The organism is Desulfovibrio porci (assembly GCF_009696265.1).
GTDB lineage: Bacteria > Desulfobacterota > Desulfovibrionia > Desulfovibrionales > Desulfovibrionaceae > Desulfovibrio > Desulfovibrio porci.
Genome location: NZ_VUMH01000011.1, coordinates 17,671 through 36,398, shown reverse-complemented (window position 1 = coordinate 36,398; position 18,728 = coordinate 17,671). Strand labels below are relative to the sequence as shown.

At 63.0% G+C, this 18,728-nt stretch carries 15 protein-coding genes and 1 tRNA gene; 9 read left to right on the top strand and 7 right to left on the bottom strand.

Annotation, left to right across the window (positions count from 1 at the left end; all coding sequences use genetic code 11):
* Positions 1 to 8: 8 nt before the first annotated feature.
* From FYJ44_RS10725 to FYJ44_RS10715, 3 genes are all read right to left on the bottom strand, one after another.
* Positions 9 to 1,934 carry a heme lyase CcmF/NrfE family subunit gene (locus FYJ44_RS10725; RefSeq protein ID WP_154511956.1) on the bottom strand — a complete coding sequence of 642 codons (1,926 nt, stop codon included), beginning with the start codon at positions 1,932 to 1,934 and terminating at the stop codon, positions 9 to 11.
* A gap of 97 nt (positions 1,935 to 2,031) precedes the next feature.
* The gene (locus FYJ44_RS10720; protein ID WP_154511954.1) at positions 2,032 to 2,445 is read right to left on the bottom strand and encodes a cytochrome c maturation protein CcmE; all 414 of its coding nucleotides are present in this window, start codon (positions 2,443 to 2,445) and stop codon (positions 2,032 to 2,034) included.
* 156 nt (positions 2,446 to 2,601) lie between these two features.
* Positions 2,602 to 3,654 carry a CNNM domain-containing protein gene (locus tag FYJ44_RS10715; RefSeq protein WP_154511952.1) on the bottom strand — a complete coding sequence of 351 codons (1,053 nt, stop codon included), beginning with the start codon at positions 3,652 to 3,654 and terminating at the stop codon, positions 2,602 to 2,604.
* 319 nt (positions 3,655 to 3,973) lie between these two features.
* On the opposite strand from FYJ44_RS10715, the gene FYJ44_RS10710 reads away from it, so the two are divergent.
* Positions 3,974 to 4,050 (top strand) — tRNA-Met (locus FYJ44_RS10710).
* A 261-nt stretch (positions 4,051 to 4,311) separates the two neighbouring features.
* Here FYJ44_RS10710 and FYJ44_RS10705 read toward each other — a convergent pair.
* Positions 4,312 to 5,220, bottom strand: a complete 909-nt coding sequence (locus FYJ44_RS10705; RefSeq protein WP_154511950.1) for a restriction endonuclease — start codon at positions 5,218 to 5,220, stop codon at positions 4,312 to 4,314.
* Between the two features lie 102 nt (positions 5,221 to 5,322).
* Here FYJ44_RS10705 and FYJ44_RS10700 point away from each other — a divergent pair.
* The 5 genes from FYJ44_RS10700 to FYJ44_RS10680 all read left to right on the top strand — a co-directional run bounded on the left by FYJ44_RS10700 (position 5,323) and on the right by FYJ44_RS10680 (position 12,196).
* Positions 5,323 to 6,080 (top strand): IS5 family transposase gene (locus FYJ44_RS10700; protein ID WP_154511948.1). Its coding sequence is split into 2 segments (ribosomal slippage): positions 5,323 to 5,656 and positions 5,656 to 6,080, totalling 759 coding nucleotides; the frame shifts between segments, so codons are not numbered across the junction.
* A gap of 174 nt (positions 6,081 to 6,254) precedes the next feature.
* Entirely contained in the window at positions 6,255 to 6,650 is a 396-nt protein-coding gene (locus tag FYJ44_RS10695) for a putative signal transducing protein (RefSeq protein ID WP_195841013.1), read from the top strand.
* 84 nt (positions 6,651 to 6,734) lie between these two features.
* Positions 6,735 to 7,976: an MFS transporter gene (locus FYJ44_RS10690; protein WP_154511944.1), complete on the top strand. Its 1,242-nt coding sequence runs from the start codon at positions 6,735 to 6,737 to the stop codon at positions 7,974 to 7,976.
* Positions 7,973 to 8,461: a methylated-DNA--[protein]-cysteine S-methyltransferase gene (locus FYJ44_RS10685; protein WP_154511942.1), complete on the top strand. Its 489-nt coding sequence runs from the start codon at positions 7,973 to 7,975 to the stop codon at positions 8,459 to 8,461. Before FYJ44_RS10690 ends, FYJ44_RS10685 begins: the two co-directional genes overlap by 4 nt.
* 159 nt (positions 8,462 to 8,620) lie before the next feature.
* Entirely contained in the window at positions 8,621 to 12,196 is a 3,576-nt protein-coding gene (locus FYJ44_RS10680; RefSeq protein WP_154511940.1) for an ATP-binding protein, read from the top strand.
* Positions 12,197 to 12,290: 94 nt separating this feature from the next.
* Here the strand turns inward: FYJ44_RS10680 and FYJ44_RS10675 are convergent, their stop codons facing one another.
* On the bottom strand, positions 12,291 to 13,037 hold the full coding sequence (locus FYJ44_RS10675) for a class I SAM-dependent methyltransferase (protein ID WP_154511938.1): 747 nt from the start codon (positions 13,035 to 13,037) through the stop codon (positions 12,291 to 12,293).
* Between the two features lie 214 nt (positions 13,038 to 13,251).
* On the opposite strand from FYJ44_RS10675, the gene FYJ44_RS10670 reads away from it, so the two are divergent.
* Positions 13,252 to 13,998, top strand: a complete 747-nt coding sequence (locus FYJ44_RS10670) for a response regulator (protein WP_154511936.1) — start codon at positions 13,252 to 13,254, stop codon at positions 13,996 to 13,998.
* Entirely contained in the window at positions 13,995 to 15,377 is a 1,383-nt protein-coding gene (locus FYJ44_RS10665; RefSeq protein WP_154511935.1) for a sensor histidine kinase, read from the top strand. The genes FYJ44_RS10670 and FYJ44_RS10665 overlap by 4 nt, the downstream gene beginning before the upstream one ends.
* A gap of 51 nt (positions 15,378 to 15,428) precedes the next feature.
* On the opposite strand, the gene FYJ44_RS10660 is transcribed toward FYJ44_RS10665, so the two are convergent.
* Both FYJ44_RS10660 and FYJ44_RS10655 read right to left on the bottom strand, forming a co-directional pair.
* Positions 15,429 to 16,052, bottom strand: a complete 624-nt coding sequence (locus FYJ44_RS10660; RefSeq protein WP_154511934.1) for a nitroreductase family protein — start codon at positions 16,050 to 16,052, stop codon at positions 15,429 to 15,431.
* A gap of 356 nt (positions 16,053 to 16,408) precedes the next feature.
* A complete protein-coding gene (locus FYJ44_RS10655) occupies positions 16,409 to 18,106 on the bottom strand; it encodes a sensor domain-containing diguanylate cyclase (RefSeq protein WP_154511932.1) in 1,698 nt (565 codons plus the stop codon).
* Positions 18,107 to 18,263: 157 nt separating this feature from the next.
* On the opposite strand from FYJ44_RS10655, the gene FYJ44_RS10650 reads away from it, so the two are divergent.
* Positions 18,264 to 18,605, top strand: a complete 342-nt coding sequence (locus tag FYJ44_RS10650; RefSeq protein ID WP_229772666.1) for a helix-turn-helix domain-containing protein — start codon at positions 18,264 to 18,266, stop codon at positions 18,603 to 18,605.
* Positions 18,606 to 18,728: the final 123 nt, after the last annotated feature.

The following is an 18,728-nucleotide window of genomic DNA, read 5'->3' as shown; positions in this document are numbered from 1 at the left end:
TCCCGGCTTCAGGCCTTGCCGTCGTCATCCGGCCCGTCTTCGGACTTCCCGACCGGGGATGCGCGGCGGCGCAGGCCCAGCAGAGGCAGCAGGCACATCAGCGTGCCGCCGATCCAGATCCAGTTGACCAGGGGCTCCACACTGACCTTGACCAGCACGCGCAAGTCCTCGTCCAGACCCAGCAGGGAGCCGTAGATTTCATTGCCCAGACCCGGAATCACGTCCACCTCGGAGAACTGCATGTTGCCGAATTTGTCGTACATGCGGCGTTCCGGCGCGATGACGCCGAGGTCTTTGCCGTCCTTGCTGATTTGTAGCCGGGCCGCGATATAGTCGTAGCCGGGCTGACGGCCGTCCTTGATGTCCAGCAGGGTGGCGGTGTAGCCGCCCACCTGTTCGCTCTGGCCCTTGGCCAGGAGCATTTCCCTGTCCTGCGTGTACGGGCCGGAAAAGGCGATGCCCAGCGCGGCCAGGGCCATGCCCAGATGCGCGCCCAGCGCGCCCAGACCGGCGGGTTGGCGGCGGGTGGCGCTGTCCGTGAGCAGCAAAACCACGCCCAGGGCGATGGCAATGGCGGCGGACGCGCCCAACAGGGCCGTGGGCTGACGGTAGCCCAGCGCCCAGATCACCGCTGCGGCCGCTACAAAGGCGCCCAGTACCGCGAAGAAACGCCCTTTGCCGCGCAGGCCGCCGTTCCAGCCGAGCCAGGGACAGGCCGCCATCATGACCAGCAGCAGCGCGCCCAGCGGCAGGCAGACCCGGTTGTAGAAATTGGCGTCCAGGCCGCGCGGGGCCGTGGTCCAGAGTTTGCTGATCACCGGCCACATGGTGGCGGTCAGGATGATGGCGGCCAGGGCCAGCAGCACCCAGGCCACCAGGGTCAGCAGGCCCTCGCGGCTGTCCAGTCCGGCCAGGGGCCTGCCCTCGCGCGGGGCCGTGCAGGCTACCCAGAAGGTGATCAGCAGCCCGGCCAGCACAAAGACGGTCAGGGGCGTGCCCACGCTGCCGTCGCCGAAGGCGTGCACCGAATCAATAACCCCGCTGCGCACCAGATAGGTGGCGAAAAAGGCCGACACCGTGGTCAGGGACATCATGACCACATTGATCCGGCCCAGCTTGCCCCGCCGCTCTTCAATGATCAGGGTGTGCAGGGCGGCGGTGCCGATGAGCCAGGGGATCAGGGAGGCGTTTTCCACCGGATCCCAGGCCCAGTAGCCGCCCCAGCCCAGTTCCATGTACGCCCACCACGCGCCCAGCACGATGCCCGCCGTGAGGAAAAGCCAGGCCAGAATGATGAAGGGGCGCGTCAGACGGAACCATGCTCCCTCGCCGCCGCTTCTGCGCGAAAGAGCCTGGGCCAGAGCCAGGCAGGCCGGCACGGTGAAGCCGCCGTATCCCAGAAAGAGCAGGGGCGGATGGAAGATCATGCCCGGATTCTGGAGCAGGGGGTTCAGCCCGTTTCCGTCGGCCGGGGCCGGAGTCTGCATCAGGAAGGGATTGCTCCAGTTGGTCAGGATCAGGGTGAAAAATGCCATGATCGCGTAAAAGAAGGTCCAGTACCAGAGCCGGGTGGCGGGACTCAGGCTGCGGCAGGCCCGGGTGCAGGCGAAGATGCTGCCGCTCAGGCCCACGGCCAGAGCCCAGAAGAGCATGGAGCCGGGCTGCCCGGCCCAGAAGGCGGTCAGGCGGTAGAAGACCGGCAGGATCATGTCCGTGTAGCTGGCCACGTATTGCAGGCTGAAGTCATGCCAGAAGAGCGCGTGCAGCAGCAGGGCCGAGGCCAGCAGCAGCGCGCCGGTGATGACCCAGTGGGCTTTTTCGATCAGACGCAGGCTGTCGCCGCGTCCCTGCCAGAGCTGGAGCAGAGCCATGCCGCCGCCGCCAAGGGCGCAAAGCAGGGCCAGAAGTTGCATGGCATAGGCGAAAACGTACATGGGGCTCCTTTACGCGTGGATGACGGCGCAAAGCCCGTGGCGGACTTCGCGGCAAGACTGCAAAAGCGCCCCGTTGGGGGCGCCTGGCCGTGCACGGCTAACTTTTGCGGTTTTCCTTCTGGTACTTGGAAGGACACTTGGTCATCAGGGTCTTGGCCGCGAAGCGGCCCTCCGGCCCCATGCCCCCTTCCACAATGACTTCCGCCCCGGCCTTGAAGGTGTCCGGCACTGCCCCGCTGTAGCTGACCATAATGGTCTGGCTGGCGTTGTCCTTGTCTTCGAGGCTGAAGGTGACGCCCGGCCCGTTCCGGTGCTTTTCAATGCCCTGAGAGGCTACGGTGCCGAACAGCCGGGCGGCGGTCAGTTTGTCCGGCGTGGCGGCCTTGGCCTCGGCCACGTTCAGAAAATAAACGCTGTTTTCCGAAAAGCCGGAATATGCCAGATAGCCCACGCCGCCCAGAAAAAGGAGCAGCGCGGCCACATAGATGGATGTATTTTTTTTGCGGGCCATGTGTGTCACCCCAGTGTTGCGCTGAGTGAAGATACAATACCCTAGCCCATTTCGATTTTTCTGACAAGATAAGAATTGTTATTAATAATTGCGGCAAGATACGACTTCCGCGCCCTCCCGCGTTCCGGCGGCGGGACGATACAGGCCCCCATGCGGCTAGGCGGCGGGCTTGTCCTGCGTCCCCTTGAGGGTCAGGGCCTTGCGGCGGTCGCGGGCCAGGGCGCGCAGATCCGCCACATTGTCGCTTTCATCCATGATTTCGCTGCCCAGAATCTCCTCCAGCACGTCCTCCAGCGAAACCACACCGGCCAGACCGCCGTATTCGTCCAGCACGGCGAACAGATGCACGCGGGCCTTGAGCAGTTCGCGCAGCAGCAGGTCCAGCGTCTGGCTTTCCTGCACGAAGTGCAGGGGCCGCATGATCTCGGACAGGCGGACGGCCTGTTTGCCCTCCTTGATGCAGCGGCCCAGGGTGCGGCGCTCCACCATGCCCACCAGATCCTCGTTGTCTTCGCCGTAGACGGGAATGCGGCTGAAGTGCCAGATGCGCGGGTCCTTGTAGGCCTCTTCCACGGTGATCTCCTCGGGCAGGGAGAAGACCACGGTGCGCGGGGTCATCACTTCATGTACGCGTTTCTGGTCCAGAGCCAGGACGTTGCGGATGAAGTGCTCCTCATAGGGCTTGATCCGCCCGGCCTGACGCGAAAGGCTGGTCACGGCGCAGATGTCGTCCTCGGAGATCTGCGGCGCGCTGGACGGCGGCGACATCAAGCGGGTGAGCAGACCCGTGAGCCAGAGCACCGGCGAGAGCAGCTTGACCATCACGGACAGGGGGCGGGCCAGGGCTCCGGCCAGCGGCGTGGCATAGGCCACCCCCAGGGTTTTGGGCACTATTTCGCCGAAAGCCAGGATCAGAATGGTGAAGCCCAGAGCGAAAAGCGCCATGTGCTCCGCGCCGAAGGCCGCCAGAAAGGCTGCGCCCGCAATGGTGGAACCGGCGGTGTTGGCCACGGTGTTCAGGGTCAGAATGGCGGCAATGGGCTTGTCCACCTCGGTACGCATTTTGTAGAGCAGTTCGCCCACGGGACGACCCATGCGGCGCAGGCGTTCAATGGAGGACCAGGGCACGGCGTACAGGGCAGCCTCGGTGAGCGAACAGGAAAACGAAACCAGAACGGCTATGCCGACGGCCAGGATAAGGGTGAGCATGACGCGGCATCCTGCTGCGGTTTGCAGGGCGGCCCAGGCGGTCGTGAAAGAACGCCGCGGGCGGGCCCGTATTTATATGGATAAACTATATCCCGACGGAACGGGCTTGGCAATTGCCGCCCGAAGGGCGGCAGGTGGTGGGGGGATACGGCGCGGTGGCGGATCGGCTGATGTCAGACCCTGTGCTGAGGGGAGACGGGGCTTTGCCGTAACAGGCAGTGGAAAATGATGCGCCGGAAATAAAATGCGCGGCTTTGCTTGACAGACTCCATCCGCAGAGCTATACCTCTTTCTCGCGATATGACATGTCGCCACATGGCGCGGGGTGGAGCAGTTCGGTAGCTCGTCGGGCTCATAACCCGAAGGTCGTAGGTTCAAATCCTGCCCCCGCAACCAAGAAATTTAAGCCTTTAGGTCAAAACGACTTAAAGGCTTTTTTCGTTTTTCTAACCTATTTCTAACCAGGAACGTTAGACGCCCTTCGCAGCAAGACGTGTATTGATACGGCTTTGTGGGGTTTGATAGGGACTGCGGCAGGAAGCTGGCAGTTGATGAAAGCGTGCGTGAGAAGAGGAACTCATGTGTGGTAGGGGCATCTGGAGAGCGTCCTAACCTCGTTCCTAACCATTTTCTAACCAAGATTTCTAACCGCAAGGGTTACCCCTCCGGCGTCAAAAAGTAGATCGGCGTCAGCGGCAACCTTTGCCATGCCTGATCGCTCAGGCGGGGAATATTATCCGTCCACAGTTGCACCAACTTGGCGCTGTCGATGAGCATGATCCTTTTGCTTTCTTGGCTGCGGGCGTAGGTCTCGGCATCCTTGGTGAACCCCCCTGTGCAGAAAAAGATGCCGCTGTCATGCTGGCCGATATTTGCCATAAAGGACTTCAGGTCGGGCTCTGTGACGGCCTTTTGCTGTTGCTTGACCTGCACCTTGATGCGCGGCCCCTGCGTCCCAAGGGGATCAGTATATGCCAGAATATCCACTCCGCCGTCCTTGCCGGGCGGAGCAATCCAGGTCACATGATAGCCGATGGCCCTGAGCAAATCCGCCACAAGTTTCTGAAAATCATAGGCGTCCATCGCGTGCAGGAAGGTGTCAATTTTTTCCTGAGCCTGTTCTTTGGCTTCCTCATAGGAAACGCTGACGCTTTTTTCGCTTTCGTCCTCCACCTCTTCCACATCCGTTACAATTGGCGCTTGCGCGTCAGACTGAACTCCCTTGTAGTGCTTGCGCCATTGCTGATATAGTTGTGCCGCTTTTTTGTGAAACTCCAGAGGGTCCTCATACAGCTTCAGAGCTTGTGCCCCCTCTTGAGTCAGCGTCCATATTCCGCCTTCCTTGATGAGCCAACCCGCCCGCACAGTATCCACTGTGGCAAAGCGCACAATTTTTTCAAAGCGTCGTCCGCTTTCATAGCTTCCGGCTTCGTATTCCGTGAGCGTGACCGCATCCGCCAAAGCCGCCAGGGCCTCTTGAGCCTTCATGCCGTCAGGATGCTTTTCAAGAATACGGAAAAGAGCCTGTATCAGCTCCCCAAGGCGCTTATTGGTAATTTGAGCCATGAGCTATTCTTTGTAAAAGATAGTGTGCTTCCCTAGGTTCAGGACTCATTAATTGTCAAAAAGTTTGTAAAAGAGTACTCATAGTGTGCCAAGAGGTGAGCTATGAGTACTCTCTTTTATCTTTCCCGTGCCCAGCTTGATCGGATCAAGCCATATTTTCCTTTGTCCCATGGCATTCCGCGTGTTGACGATTTGCGGATACTCAGTGGAATCATTTACGTCATAAAACATGGACTTCAGTGGAAAGACGCACCTCGCGAGTACGGGCCACATAAAACCTTGTATAACAGGTTCATACGCTGGAGCAGACTTGGCGTTTTCAACAAAATATTTATGGAGCTTGTTGAAAAACAAGGGGATACAGAGTGGCTAATGATTGATGCCACCCACCTTAAAGCCCATCGTACGGCAGCAAGCTTGCTTAAAAAAGGGCTCTTTCCCGCTGTATCGGGCGCACAAAAGGCGGACTGAACTCCAAACTTCACGCTGTTTGCAATGGCGAGGGCAAGCCAATCCTCCTTTTGTTGTCTCCCGGCCAGACCAGTGACTACAAGGGAGCTGCGCAATTGTTGAGCGCCTTCCCCAAGGCCAAGGAACTCCTTGCTGACCGAGGATATGATGCCGATTGGTTCCGCAATGCCTTGCTCGAAAGAGGCATCACGCCTTGCATCCCTTCCCGGAAAACCGGAAAAGTAGCTGTTGCCTACGACAAAGATCTGTATAAACAACGCCACAAAATTGAAAACATGTTTGGTAGAATCAAAGACTGGCGACGTATTGCAATGCGCTATGATCGATGTGCCCACACATTTTTCTCGGCTATATGCATCGCAGCCGTTGTTATCTTCTATCTCAATTAATGAGTCCTGAGCCTAAAACAACCCTCGGAAAACGAAGGCCGCGCGGACGGCCCGGCCATGCGGAGACTACATCTTCCATTCGCTGCAATTTTTGTGGAGAATATCTTCATACCTACTGCTGTGGAAGGCGCGAAAAATGCGCGTTGCACTTACGACAGACCGGAGGCTTCCCACATGGCGGATTTCGTCACCGTGGCCGCGTTCGACGCCGCGCCCGAGGCCCACGTCATTAAAAGCCTGCTGGAGCAGGCGGGTATTCCCGTCTTCCTCAGCAACGAGCATCTGGTCGGGCTTCAGTGGCATGCCGGAGCCATGGGCGGGGTGGAGGTGCAGGTTCCGGCGGAGCGGGCAACGGACGCGCTGGACGTGTTGCGCGCCGCGTTTCCCGTCCCCGCGGATAACGCGCGGGAAGAGGAGCAAGACACCGGGATTTGTCCGCATTGCGGCGGCAACGATCTGGAATGTACGCGATCCGGCCCGCTGGCGGCGCTCTCCCTCGCTCTCGGCATCCCCTTGCCATTTGCGCGCCGCCGCATGCGCTGCAAGTCCTGCGGGGCGGTCTGGCGCTGAGGCTTTTGCGGGCCTGACCGCCCGCCCTCCGCCGCGCCCTGTCCGCATCTTGGATTTGCCCGGTCTTTGGTGTAGCGTCCGGACATGGACAAAAAGAAAATTCTTCTTCTTTCGCTGGGACATCTCTCCTGTGATGTAAACGGCGGGGCGCTGCCCGCCCTGCTGCCGTTTGTGAGGGCCAGCTACGGCCTGAGTTATCAGGCCACCGGCGGCCTGATGTTCGCCTTTTCCTGCCTGTCGTCCATTATTCAGCCCCTGTTCGGCTGGCTGGCGGACCGTTTCTCCAAGCCCTGGTTCATTCCTCTGGGCGTGTTGCTGGCCGGTTGCGGTCTGGCGACCGTGGGCTTCATGAGCCACTACTGGGCCATTTTCGCGGCCATCACGCTCAGCGGCATCGGAGCGGCGCTCTTCCATCCCGAGGGCGCGCGCTTCGCCAACAAGGTTTCCGGCCGGAGCAAGGGCATCGGCCTGAGCATCTTTTCCATCGGCGGCAACAGCGGCTTTGTGCTGGGGCCGTTGCTGGTCACGGGCTGCGTGGGCTTTTGGGGCATGAGCGGCACGGCGGTTTTCGCCTGCATCGCCGTGTGCATGGCCTCCATCCTGCTCTGGCAGATCGCGCACATGACCGGCTTTAAAAAATCCGTTGCCGATGCGGCTGTGCCGCCCGCCCCGGTGTCCGCCGCTCCGGCTGGCGCGCCCGCCGCCGTGGCGGACAGCGCGGACGACGAGGCCGAAATCCCCGGCTCCAACAACTGGCGGGAGTTTTCCAAGCTGACCGTGTCCATTGTGGCCCGTTCCACGCTTTTTGTGGGTTTCAACACCTTTATTCCGCTGTACTGGGTCAACGCCTTCGGGCAGTCCAAGGCCGCCGGGGCCGTGGCGCTCACCGTGTTCTGCACCTGCGGGGTGATCAGCAACATCATTGGCGGCCTGCTGTCCGACCGTTACGGCTGCATCAAGATCATCCGCCTGGCCTTTGTGCTCATGGCTCCGGTGGTTTTCGCCTTCAGCCTGGCGGGCAATCTTTACGCGGCCTACGCCCTGCTGCCCTTTCTGGGTTTTGTGCTTTACGCGCCCTTCAGTTCGCTGGTGGTGCTGGGGCAGAAGCTGCTGGCCCGCAACATCGGTTTCGCCTCGGGCGTGACCCTGGGCCTGGCCACCAGCATGGGCGGCATGGCCGCCCCCTGCCTGGGCTGGATCGCCGACAATTACGGCCTGCCGCGCGCCATCCAGTGCCTGGGCCTGGTGGCTCTGCTGGGCATGCTGTTCGCCTTTCTGCTTTCCTCCTCCAAAGCGCCCGTCCCGGCGCGGGGAGCCGCCGCATGAAATACACGCAACAGTATGACCTGTCCCTGATCGGCGGCGTGTCTCTGGTGGAGGAGGACGGCCGCATTCTGGCCCTGGACCTGATCCGCAAGGACGGCGGCGTCAAATCCGGTCCGCTGGCGGCGGATGCCGCCCGTGAGGAAACGCCCCTGCTGCGCGAGGCCCGCCGCCAGCTTGAGGCTTATCTGGAAGGCCGCCTGCGGGATTTCGACCTGCCCCTGGCTCCACGGGGCACGCCGTTTCAGCTAAAGGTCTGGCGGGCTCTGACCCGCATTCCCTACGGCGAGACGCGCAGCTACAAGCAGATCGCCGAGGCTGTGGACTGCCCCAGGGGCTGCCGGGCCGTGGGCATGGCCAACAACCGCAATCCCATCTCCATTGTGATCCCCTGCCACCGGGTCATCGGAGCCGACGGCGCTCTGGTGGGCTACGGCGGCGGGCTGCCGGTCAAGGAATGTCTGCTGCGCCTGGAGGGGAGCCTCTGAGCCGCGCCCCCCGCGCTGCGGCGAGCATAATGATCCTGTCTGTGAAATATTCCGGTCGCTCCGCGAGGACGCCGGAGGCAAAAATGGGGCCTTTGCCGCGGCGTGCGGCGGGGCTCGACCCGGACAGCGCGCAACGCGCGGGAAGGAGTCGATCAAGGCATGCGAAAGAATACAGTTCCATCCACTGACAGCCCGCACATGGGCGAGAACACGCCGTCCCCCGAACCCGGCGCGGCCTGGACCCCGGACGTGCGTTCCATACTCGAAAATATCCCCGGCGGCATTCTGGTCTGTGCCGTGGCGGACGGCCTCCTGACTCCCGTCTTCTGTTCCGGCGGCGTGGCGGCGCTGTCCGGCCATACGCAAGAGGAATACCTGATCCTGCTGGGCGACGACGCGTTGCGGGCGGTGCGCGACGAGGACCGGCCCAAGGTGAAGGCGGCGATTTTCAGCGCCGTGCAGAGCGGCGGGTCGGTGGAGCTTTCCTACCGCGTCCGCCACAAGGACGGACGTCAGGTCTGGGTGCATCTGAACGGCAGGCGCGTGGACGCTCCCTCCGGGGCGGCGGCCTTTTACGCCGTCCTCACCGGCATGTCGGCGGAGACAAAGCTCCACCAGCGCATTGCCGGCGAGGCGGCGGACGGCATCTACGTCATCGGCAAAAAGGATTACAGCCTGCTTTACGTCAACGAGCGGATCAATCTCTTTGTGGATTCCGGCGTTCCGGTCGTGGGCCGGAAGTGCTATGTCGCCCTGCACGGCAGGCGGGAGCCCTGTGAATTCTGTCCCTTGGACGGAGAGGACGGCAAGAACCGGGAAATGCTGATCCCCGCTTCGGACAAGATATATGCCACAGCGATCCGGGAAACCGACTGGGACGGCATTCCGGCCTATGTCATGTATCTGACTGATATTACGGTGAAAGCGCATGCCGACAGGGAAAGGGAACGCCTGGAACGCTATTACCAGACCCTGATCCGGCATCTGCCCGGCGGCATCATGGTGCTGCGCCGCGATGCGGACGGCGCCCTGGTGCCGGAATTCATTTCGGACGGCTTTGCGGCCATGACCGGCATGACGCTTGAACAGGTGTACGCGCTGTATGGCCACGACGCGGGCGCCGGCGTGCATCCCGACGACGCGGGCTACGCGTTGTCCCGGATTCGCAGGCAGATGGACACGGGCCTGGATTCCTGTGAGACGGTCTACCGCCTGCGCAAGGGCGAACACGACTATATCTGGGTGAAAAACAGGTCCGCCCTGATTCTGGACGAGGATGGAACCCTCCGGATTTACGCCATGTTCAGCGATGTCAGCGACGAGGTGGCCGAGCGGGCCGATCTGAGCCGTCGCTACAACGACATGCTCATGCAGCACCACAGGGGTTTTGTGCGCGGCGAGATCATCACGGGCCACTGCAACATCACGGGCAACGTGATCATTGAAATCACGGACCAGACCAACAGCCGTCTGCTGGAAACCTTCGGCCACGCGCGCGAGCCTTTTTTCGAGGGCCTGGCCGGTCTGGTCGTGGATGAGGACGAGCGCCGCGCCTTTCTGGAGCGTTTTCTCGCGCCGCCGTTGCGCGCGGCCTTTGAGCGGGGCGAGCTCAGGCATGAGCTGGAGTGCTTCGTCAAACTGCCGTTTGAGGCGCAGGGACGCTATGTCCGGGTCATCGTCAAGCTGGTGGTCGCACCGGACAGCGGCGACCTCATCGGCGTGCTCTCCGTTCTGGACGTGACCGAGCAGAAGGTTTCCGAGCAGATCCTGAACCGGCTGGCCCACGCCAGCTACGATTTTCTGGCGGACGTGGACCTGACGCACGACCGTTACCGGATCCTTTCCTTCAAGCGGCAGGCCGACGCGCTTCCGCTGGCCCGGGGCGTCTACAGCGAAGAGGCCGCCCGCTTTCTCCAGTCTTTGGTGGCGCCCAAGGACAGGGAGATCTGCGCGAAAATGCTCGACCTGGAGTACATGCGGCGGCGGCTGGAAAAGGAAGAGGCCTACTCCTTCCACTATTCCCTGATGGACGGAAACGGCGAAATCTTCACCAAAAGCATGGTCGTCTTTTCCATAGACAGGCGCCTGAACCGGGTCTGCCTTTCCCGCACGGATATTACGGAATCGGTGCGGGAACAGAAGGCGCTGCTGAACATGCTGGCCTATACCTTTGAGCTGGTCGGTTTCATCAACGTGACCACCGGCGGTTGCGTCATGCACACGCGGGAAACCGTGCTCCGGAATCTCGCCCCGTATACGGCGGAGAGTTTCGATCAGATGGTGGAGAAATTCATCCGCCACAGCGATGGAGATGAAGAGGCGGAAGAGGTGCGCGGGCAGTTTTCCGTGGCGGCCATGCTGGAACGGCTGGCTGAAAAACCGGGCGGCTATGAGTTCACCTTTCCCTGCCGTTCCGCCTCGGGACTCTGCCACAAGCAGATCAGCGTCCTCTGGGGCGGGGAAAACCACCAGACCATCTGTCTGGTGCGGGCCGACGTGACCGACGTGCTGCTGGCCGACCAGCAGGCCAGGGAACATCTGAAAAACGCGCTGATCATCGCCCAGGAAGCCAGCCAGGCCAAGACCGATTTTCTCTCCTCCATGAGCCACGACATACGCACGCCCATGAACGCCATTGTCGGCATGACCGAGCTTGCCCTGGCCCGGCGCGACGATCCCGCCCAGATTGACGAAAGTCTCGGCGTCATCAAGACCGCCTCGGAACATCTGCTCCGTCTGATCAATGACATTCTGGACATGAGCCGCATTGAGAGCGGCCGGATGGTCCTGGCCAGTGAGTTGTTCAGCCAGCGGGAGGAAGTGCGGAAAGTCGTGACCCGCGCCAACGCGCTGGCTGAGAAGAAGGGCCTTGCCTTCAGCTATTCTTTCGAGGTCCGCCACGACATGTGCGTCGGAGACAGTCTGCGCCTTCACCAGGTTCTTGAAAACCTGATCAGCAACGCCGTCAAATTCACGCCCGCGGGCGGGCGCGTCTCCCTCACGGTCACGGAACTGCCGCAGAAGAACGAGCAGATCGGCTGGTACCGTTTTGTGGTCGAGGACAGCGGCTCCGGCATCGCCAAAGAGGATATCCCGCACATTTTCGAGCTGTTTTTCCGGGTGCAGAATTCCCGCGCCGGGCAGACGGAAGGCACGGGTCTGGGGCTTTCCATCGTCAAGAACATTGTGGACTACAAGGGCGGTTCCATCAGGGTGGAGAGCGAACCGGGCCGGGGCACGCGCTTTATCGTGGACCTGCCGCTGCACTTTGCAAGCTCTTCCGACATCCCGCCGCCGGATGAGGAGAAGAGCCCCGGCGTTGGTCTGGACGTTGCCGGTCTGCGCGTGTTGGTGGTGGAGGACAATGAAGTCAACCAACTGGTGGCGCAGCGGATTCTTGAAAGCGAAGGGGTCACGGTCAGCATTGCCGCCAACGGCAAAGAAGGCTGCGAGCTTTTTGAAAACAGCGCGCCGGACGCGTTTGACGCCGTGTTCATGGATGTCCAGATGCCGGTCATGGACGGCTACGACGCCGCCCGCGCCATGCGGCACAGCGGCCATCCCCGCGCGGCGGCCATCCCCATCATCGCCATGACGGCCAACGCCTTCGCCGGGGACGTGCAGCGCTGCCTGGACGCGGGTATGGACGCCCATATCGCCAAACCCATCGAGCCGAGGAAGCTGTTCGAGATTTTGTGGCGGCAGACCAGGGGCCGCGCCGGGGAGCGGTCCTAGGGCGAATTAACATTAAGATTATACAGGACCGGGACACGATGTTCTGACCCGTAAGTTTCACGCCTCCGTGAGCAATGTTTAAAGTTACGTTGCTCTAATGGATTGTGGAAGCCCGCTCCACGCGTTGCAGGAGGTAGACCGCGCGGGGGGGACGCCCCAGGGTAAAGCGGGCGGAGCGCAGCACCCGGAAACCTTCCGCCCGCGCAATGCCTTCCACTTCCGCCGCGTCCAGGCGGAAGGTGTATTCGGAGGGGCGGCGGCGCGCTTCGGGCAAATGCAGGTCGGAGCTGTGGTAACGGTTGCCGGGGACATTGTCGTAGGCCTTGTCCACCACATCGCAGGCGATCAGCCCGCCGGCGCGCAGGGTGGGCCGGTAGGTGGCGAGAAAGCCCGCCAGGCCCGCGCCGGGCACATGATAGAGCCAGTTGACCGAAATGATGGCGTCCGCCTCTTTCGGGGGGCGTAGCGGCCGCATGCCGTCGTCCCGCCAGACTTCCAGTTCGCGCCCCTGAAGTTCCGCGAGATCGCGGCACAGGCACAGGGCCTCCAGGCTCAGATCGCTGCCCTGTAAACGGCGGAAGCCGCGTTCCGCCAGCCAGAGCAGATTGGCCCCGCTGCCGCAGCCCGGCTCAAAGATCAGGGCGTTTCTGGGCAGGGCCTCGTCCAGCCAGGCGCAGGCGGCGCAGACGTGCCGCCGCCATTTCCGGCTCTGAATGGCATACAGATGCCAGGGCTCGGCTCCGGAAGCGCTCATCAGGCGCACCAGCGAGGCCGGGGGAATATCCAGGTCATGGCCGAAGGGCCAGCGGTCCCGCACGTAGTTCTTCACTTTTGTCAGCATTGCTCCTCCCTGTGGCGGACCCTTGCGGTCCTTTTCGGGAATGAAGCTAGCACGGCGCACGGCCGGAAATATGTGGGCGGCATGGAAAACGGCAACAAAGTGTTACGGATGTGAAATCCCGCAACACTTTGTTACAGAAGAGGGACTCGCCTTTGCCCGGCGGCCCTGCTATGCTGACAAAAATTCTATTCCCCCCATGCCGCGTTGTTAAATTATGACCCGAGAACAGCACATCTTTGTGGTGGACGACGATCCGGACATCCGGGAGCTTTTGTCCGACTATCTGCGCCGCCACGGTTTCGCGACGTCCTCGGCGGGGGACGCCCGCGAGTTTTTCCGCCTGCTGCCCGGCACGCCCTGCGACCTAGTGGTGCTGGACATCATGCTGCCCGGCGCGGACGGCTATGAGACGTTCAGGCGGCTGCGCGCGTTTTCCGCCGTGCCGGTCATCTTTCTCACGGCGCTGGGCGACATCACCAACCGGGTGGTCGGCCTGGAACTGGGGGCGGACGACTATCTGGCCAAACCCTTTGAGCCGCGCGAACTGCTGGCGCGCATCCGGACTGTGCTGCGGCGCGCGGGCGCGCCCGGCGGAAGCGGCACGTCCACGGCCAGGGCCTTGCGCTTCGCGGGCTGGCTGCTGGACCGCGCGGCCCGGAAGCTGGTCGCGCCGGACGGCGTCGTGGTGCATTTGAGCGGCGCGGAACTGCGCCTGCTGCGGGTTTTTCTGGAGCACCCCCAGCAGGTGCTCAGCCGCGACGAATTGCTGGAGCGCACCCAAGGGCGCGACGCCACGGCTTTTGACCGCAGCATAGACGTGCAGGTCAGCCGTCTGCGGGTCCGCCTGCGGGACAACGGGCGCGAAGCCCGGATCATCAAGACGGTCAGGGGCGACGGCTATGTGCTGGCTGCGGACGTCTTTCCGGCTTCCCTGCCGGAGTATGGCGGGGAGGCGCATTGACGGCGCGGCGTCTGCCCGGCGGGCTTTTCGGGCGGCTGGCGCTGCTCCTGGTGGCCGCCTTCCTCATCCTGCATCTGGTTACCCTGCTCACAGTGCGTTTCTTTACGGACCGCCAGGCCGCCCGCAACGAAGTGGCGGATCAGGCGGGGTCTCTGGCGCTGTGCCTGCGGCTTCTGGACCATGTGCGGGAGCAGGCGGCGCGGGCTGAACTCGTGCATCGCCTGGAGCGTCTGGACACCCTGAATATCCGCCTGACGCCCGGCCCGGAGCCGGAGACGCAGAGCCGGGACGATCTTTCGCTGTATTTGCGGTCCCGCTTGCTGGACAGTCTGGCCAATCTGTACGGGCTGCCTTTTCAGGCCGGGCATCTGCGGACCAGCGTGCGGCGCATCCCCGCTTCGCGCGGCGCGGACGGGGCCGTCAATCCTGAAGCGCGGGGCGGCATGATCTACCAGAGCCATGTGGCCGTGCGCCTGCACGACGGCGTCTGGTATTCCCTCATCCAGACCAGCGTGGCCGTCGGGCCGTCCCTGCACATTGCGCTGTTGACGCTCAGCGCGGGGTCGCTGGTCATGGTTTCGCTGGCGTTGTGGCTGGTGCACCGTCTGGTGCGTCCCCTGCGCACGCTGGCCTTCGCCGCCGAGCGCTTCGGACGCGATGTGGAATGCCGCGAGCCCCTGCCGGAGGAAGGTCCCGAGGAGGTCCGCGAAGCGGCCAGGGCCTTCAACCGCATGCGGGAGCGGGTGCGCGCGGCCATGGCCCAGCATGAGCGCATGCTGGCCTCTGTGGCGCACGATCTGCGCACGCCCCTGACCCGCCTGCGCCTGCGGGTGGAGCAGGTGCGTGCGGCGGAATTGCGGGGCAAGCTGCTGGCGGATCTGGACGCCCTGGGCGCCATCATGGCCAGCAGCGCGGAGCTCACCGGCGACGTGGCGGTGCGGGAAGCGGCCGTGCCCACGGATATGGCCGCTTTTCTGGAAAGCATGGCTGCGGATCGCCAGGACATGGGGCAGGATGTGCGTTTTTCCGGCCAGTGCGCAGGGCCTTTTCCCATCAGGGAAAAGGCCCTGCGCCGCTGCCTGGAGAATTTGCTGGATAATGCCTTGCGCCATGCGGGCGGCGCGGAAATATGCCTTGAGCGTCAGCCGGACGGGCTGCGCATTGATGTGCTGGACCGGGGACCGGGCATACCCGAGGCGGAATTGCAGCGTGTTTTGGAGCCGTTCTACCGGCTGGACCCGGCGCGCGCCCGTCATACCGGCGGCTGCGGCTTGGGCCTGTCCATTGCCGGGGCCATGGCACGGCTGAATAACGGCGACCTCGCCCTGTTCAACAGAGAGGGCGGGGGCCTGTGCGCCCGCCTGCTGCTGCGGGCCTGAGCGGGGCGGAAAAAAAGCGGCGCGGAGTTTTCGCATCCGCGCCGCTTTGATTTATTTTGTGAGGCCCACGGTCTGCGCGATGAGCACGCGCCAGCCGTCGGGCAGGGGCAGTTTGCCGTCCAGTGCGCTCACGCCTGAAGCGTGCACGTAATTGCCCAGTCCGGCGGAGGCGCAATAGAGCCCGGCATTCTGGTAGAGCGAGCCCACATGCATGCCGGACCAGCGGTCCTCGGGCGCGGCGTAGAGCAGCACCAGCGAACCGCCGCCCGCGGCGCGGCGATGGTCGCCGTCCAGTACGCGGATCAGGGCATGACCGGCCGCGTCATAGCGCCAGACGCCATTCTCCAATACTGCGTAGACCGCCACTTCCTGGCGGTTCATGGCCGAGGGGGCCGTGCGGCGGCCGTCGGGCCGGTTCATGCCCCAGGTGGCCCAAAGCAGATTGCTCAGCTCCTGGGCGGACAGGGGCGCTCCGGTATAGCCGCTTTTGGTGGAGCGCCGTTCAGCCAGGGCCTGCATCAGGGGCATGCCGCCTTTTTTATCCGGCGCGGGCAGGTCCATACGCGTGCCGTCGGCCGCAGATCCGGCCGACCGGGCCGGACCCGCCGGGGTCAGGCTGAGGGCCAGCACGGCCAGACCCGTGCTCAGGGACATCAGAATACGACGAATGCTCATAAACGCCTCACTTCTGTTTTGAGGGCGGGCTCAGGCCCGGCCCATACCGCCCGCCGCCGGTGTGCCGGACGGGGTTATTTATTGGAGCGCTCCGACGGTCAAGCTGTTGCGCCGACCGGAGGTTTCAACGCGGACCCGGCAGGCCTTTTGCCGCCGCGTCGGTAAATGAAGCGAAAAGATTTTCCCAGGCGTTGGGTTTTGCCGCGGATGGAAAGAAGGGCGTCCTTGTGTGCCATAATAATAAGCGGCGGGCGTTCCGCTGCAAAAGCGCCGCCCGTTGTCATTGTGGCTGCCGGAGAAGCGTGTTGTCAAGAAGACCCGCCCCGGCGTCGGAGGGGACGGCGTGAAAGAACGGCTCAGTTGCCGGGAAGGCGGTCGTCGGCGCCGACGTTCTCGCCCGTGCGGGCTTCGATCCAGATTTTGATTTCCCGTTGCGCGGCTTTGCGCCGCGCCTTTTTCCGGCGGAGCATGAGGGTATCCGCCTGCACCATGACTTTGGCCAGAGGCACGTCCGGACTTTCGCTGAAGGCCAGACCAAAGGCCGCCAGAATCGGCAGGCGGTCGGACCGGCGGTTACGGTCGGCGAAACAGGCCTCAATGGCTTCGAGCCGTTCCCGGCCCTTGTCCGGCGTGCAGCCCGGCAGCAGCACCACAAATTCGTCCCCGCCCATACGCGCCACGCAGTCCGTGAGCCGCAGGGGCTTGCGCAGCAGCGCGGCGGCCTCGGCCAGCACTTCGTCGCCGGCGGCGTGCCCCAGATTGTCGTTGATCATCTTCAGGCCGGTGATGTCGCCGGAAATCACGCAGACCGGGCGGATGCCGTTCCGCTCAATGCGTTCGGCCTCCAGGTTGCAGTAGGCCCGGCTGCGCAGGCCGGTAAGCACGTCGTTTTTGACCAGTTCCTCCAGCTTGTCCCGCTCGTTCTGAACCGTGGTTATATTGGTGATGAAGCCCACCAGATGCCGCGCCCGGCCGTCGGCGTCCCGCTGGGTCACGCAGCCGCGTCCGAAAAGCCAGGCCCAGCCGCCGTTGGCGCGCCGCATGCGATAGGTGCATTCAATGGAATCGCCGTAGCGCGGCGAAGCGATCACGGTCAGATGGCTGTTGATGATCTTTTCGTAATCGTCCGGATGGATTTTTTCCTTCCAGGAGTCGACTGTGGGGGGAAATTCCTCCTGCGTATAGCCGAGCATGGCCAGATAACGGGGGCTGTAATACATCAGATCGTTTTGCAGGTCCCAGTCCCACAGGCCGTCGCCCACGGCGTCCAGGGCGTAATACAGGCGTCCGTCCCGGGGGATGCGGGCCGCGAAAGGTTGCGCGCTTTCCGCGCGTTGCAGGGTGCCGGCCAGCAGTGTGGCCCGGCCGAGATCGTCGCGTTCCAGCACGGAGCCGCGCAGAAGCATGCGCGCATACCGGCCGTTGCCGAGCAGGACCTTGATGATGTCGTCCCGGGTGTCGCCCTGCGATTTCTGCTCAATCAGCAGGCGATAGCGCTGGGCCAGGGCTTTTTTGTCCGCCGGGTGAATGTTCGACAGGCGGCTGTCATAGCCGATGGAACAGCCTTCCGGCGCGGGAGCGCCCAGCAGGGCCGCGCAGGTGCTGTCCCGCCAGACGCTTTTGCTGGTAATGGAATAAATCCAGACGCCCACATCCGGCAGGCCGTTTTGCCGCGCTCCGGCGGCCGCATCGGCTTTGTCCGCCGGAGCCGGGGCAACAGTGTACCGGCCCATGACCCTGGTGGCCCGGCCGTTTTCACAGCGGGCCAGAACCAGCAGTTGTTCCTGAAGCCAGAGATTGCTGAAAGGATAATCGCATTCCAGGCTGGAACCGGTCATGCCGCTGAGCACGCCTTCGCGCAACTCGTTGAGCCGGGGCAGGGCGTGGGGCGGAATATGCCCGAGAAAATCCGCCATGCGCGTGGGCGGTTCGGGCAGCCGCAGGAGGCTGCACGCGCCCAGGCTCAGAAAAAGAGTGTCCGAGACGATGTCCCATTCCCAGAGTGGTTCGCTGGAGGTGAGCGGGATGAGGCACGTGGCCGGATGCGTGGACATGGAACCCCTTTGTTGCGGTTTTCTGTTTCCGGCGGACCGGGGCTTTGCGCGGAGGGCGCGCCACGCCGTCTTTCCCGGCAATTCCTTTCAGATGTGTATATCTGCTGTCCGATATAAGACTTTAGTCCTTTATGCAAGCCGGGATGTTCATGTTTTAATGGCGGAAATGGAATCGGAACAGGCCAAGCAGATCATGGGCCGCATTGTGGCCGCTCTCAGAGAAGAGAGACTCATGAGCCGTTACGCCCTGGCCAAACGGGCCGGGGTGGACTGTTCCTGGCTGCGTCGCTTTGAACAGGGCCGCTCCGGCGTGCGTGTGGAAACCCTCATCTGTATTGCCCAGGGGCTGCAGATGCCCGCGTCGCGCATCGTGGACCTGATCGAGATGGCCCTCTGCGGAACCCCGGCTTGCCCGGAATCCCGCACTGAACCCCATGCCGAACGGGACCGGCAGCAATGCGGCAACCCGGCGGCCTGCAAGGGCGCGGGCCTGCGCTGAACCTTCCCGTTCCGCGGCCCGGTCTCCGGAGCGGGCCGGGCGGATCCTGCGTTTGCTGTTTCCCGGTCGTTTTTTCTCCCGGCGGCCCTGCCCGTCGCGTCTCTCTTCTTCTGTTCCGGATTC